A 2,482-nucleotide genomic window follows, 5' to 3' on the forward strand; every position below is an offset into this window, starting at 1 on the left:
GNTGAGCACCCGGGGCGCCGCCTTGTTCGCGCTCATCTCGTCGCTTCCCTCGTTCGTATCTCGTCGTTCGGGCTTTCCCTGGCGGGTCGCGGCGGGGCCGACGGGGACTCAGCGGTCCCGGCCCACCGCGTCGGCGCGGTCGACGCCGTCCCACAGATTCTCGTACCAGGGCCGGACGGCCGGCGTCGCGCCCCGGGGCCGTGGGCGGTCGCCGTCGGTCGCGGCGCCGTCGGCGGAGGGGTCGGCCGGCAGCACGTACCCCGTCTCGCCCGGCAGCAGGTACCGCAGCCGCTCACGCGCCTGCCGCCGCACATAGGCGTCGTCCTGCCACCTGGCCTTCTCGTCGCGCAGCTCCTCGACCCGCTGCTCGGCCTCCTCGGCCAGCCGGCGCTGGTCGTCGATCTCGGAGCGCTGCTGGATGTACTGGCGCAGCGGATACGCCAGGGCGACGATCAGCGTGCAGACCACCATGGCGAGCACCGCGGCCCGCCCGGTGAGCCGGCCGCGGCGCGGCTTGGCCTCGAGGCGGCGGCTCTGCGCGCGGTAGACGCGCTCCGCCGCCTGTTCGCCGAGCAACCTGAGCCTGGTGGCGGTGGAGAACCGGTCCCGGTCCGTGGCCACGTCGCCTCCCTCTTCGGCCTGCCGTTGCGGCCCCGAGGGGCCGATGAAGCGTGTCCCCGCCACCGTAAGGGACGGATGGCGGGGACCGGCGTACGACGAACGGCGGGTCAGTCGCGGAAGCGCGGGAAGGCGCTGCGACCGGCGTAGACGGCGGCGTCGTCCAGGATCTCCTCGATCCGCATCAGCTGGTTGTACTTGGCGACCCGCTCGGACCGCGCCGGGGCGCCGGTCTTGATCTGGCCGCAGTTGGTGGCGACGGCGAGGTCGGCGATGGTGACGTCCTCGGTCTCGCCGCTGCGGTGGGACATCATGCACTTGAAGCCGTTGCGCTGGGCCAGCTCGACGGCGTCGAGGGTCTCGGTGAGCGAGCCGATCTGGTTGACCTTCACCAGCAGCGCGTTGGCGGCGGCGGAGTCGATGCCGCGCTGCAGCCGCTCGGGGTTGGTGACGAAGAGGTCGTCGCCGACGATCTGCACCTTGTCGCCGAGGGCGGCGGTCAGGGTCTGCCAGCCCTCCCAGTCGTCCTCGCTCAGCGGGTCCTCGATGGACACCAGCGGGTACGCCTGCACCAGCTCGGTGTAGTACGCGGTCAGCTCCTCGGCGGTGTGCGCCTTGCCCTCCAGGGTGTAGACGCCGTCCGAGTAGAGCTCGGTGGCGGCCACGTCGAGCGCCAGCGCGATGTCCTGGCCCGGGGTGTAGCCGGCCTTCTGGATGGCCTCGACGATCAGGTCGAGCGCCTCGCGGTTGGACTCCAGGTTCGGCGCGAAGCCGCCCTCGTCGCCCAGGCCGGTGCCCAGGCCGCGCTCCTTCAGGACCTTCTTGAGGGTGTGGTACGTCTCGGCGCCCCAGCGGACCGCCTCGGAGAACGACTCGGCGCCGATCGGCGCGATCATGAACTCCTGGATGTCCACGTTGGAGTCGGCGTGCGCGCCGCCGTTGAGGATGTTCATCATCGGCACCGGCAGCAGGTGCGCGTTGGGGCCGCCCAGGTACCGGAAGAGGGGCAGGTCACGGGACTCGGACGCGGCGTGCGCCACGGCCAGCGAGACGCCCAGGATGGCGTTGGCGCCGAGCGACGACTTGTCGGCGGTGGCGTCCAGGTCGAACATGGCCTGGTCGATCAGCCGCTGCTCGGTGGCGTCGTAGCCGACCAGCTCGGGGCCGATCTGCTCGATGACGGCGAGCACGGCCTTCTCCACGCCCTTGCCGAGGTAGCGGCTCTGGTCCCCGTCCCGCAGTTCCAGCGCCTCGAAGGCACCGGTGGACGCGCCCGAGGGCACCGCCGCGCGGCCGGTGCTGCCGTCGTCGAGGCCGACCTCGACCTCGACCGTGGGGTTGCCTCGCGAGTCGAGGATCTCGCGTGCTACGACGACATCGATGGACGGCACGGGGGTCTCCTTCGGTCAAAGGATCGTCTTGAACGTCTTCAGCTGTCTTCAGCCCCCTGAGCCTAACCGGCTCGTGGTGCGGGGCCGTCCTCCAGCCCGCCGCAGTCTCCCCACGTCGGCATGAACGCCCAGCTCAGAGGGGATGTCATCTTTTTGTTTACAAGGTGAAGAAAATCCCCGCGCGACGCCGGGACGAAGCGGGCCCCGGCACGCGCGACGCGCGTGCCGGGGCCCGTGCCGTGACCGGTCGGCGACCGTTACAGCGTGAGCTTCTGGCCCGGGTGGATCAGGTCGGGGTCGTCGCCGACGACGGACTCGTTGTCGGCGTAGATCTGGCGCCAGGTGGTGTCGTGCGCCTCGGCGATGGCCGAGAGGGTGTCACCGGGCTCGACGGTGTAGCTGGAGCCGTCGCCCTGGACCTCGACCTCGGCGGCGAGCGGGGCGGCCTCCTCGACGGCCGGGGCCTCGGGGGC

At 71.5% G+C, this 2,482-nt stretch carries 3 protein-coding genes; all 3 read right to left on the reverse strand.

Features of this window, described 5'->3' with window-relative positions; translation table 11 throughout:
- Nucleotides 1–108 precede the first annotated feature (108 nt).
- Nucleotides 109–621 (reverse strand): FtsB family cell division protein, encoded by a 513-nt coding sequence (locus E1283_RS35195; protein ID WP_132822230.1) that lies wholly within the window; start codon nucleotides 619–621, stop codon nucleotides 109–111.
- Nucleotides 622–728: 107 nt separating this feature from the next.
- The gene (gene eno / locus E1283_RS35200; RefSeq protein ID WP_132822231.1) at nucleotides 729–2,009 is read right to left on the reverse strand and encodes a phosphopyruvate hydratase; all 1,281 of its coding nucleotides are present in this window, start codon (nucleotides 2,007–2,009) and stop codon (nucleotides 729–731) included.
- A 257-nt stretch (nucleotides 2,010–2,266) separates the two neighbouring features.
- Nucleotides 2,267–2,482: LysM peptidoglycan-binding domain-containing protein (locus E1283_RS35205; RefSeq protein WP_132822232.1), on the reverse strand; the 216-nt coding region annotated here is incomplete at its 5' end.

Source organism: Streptomyces hainanensis (genome assembly GCF_004348415.1).
GTDB classification, from domain to species: Bacteria; Actinomycetota; Actinomycetes; order Streptomycetales; family Streptomycetaceae; genus Streptomyces; species Streptomyces hainanensis.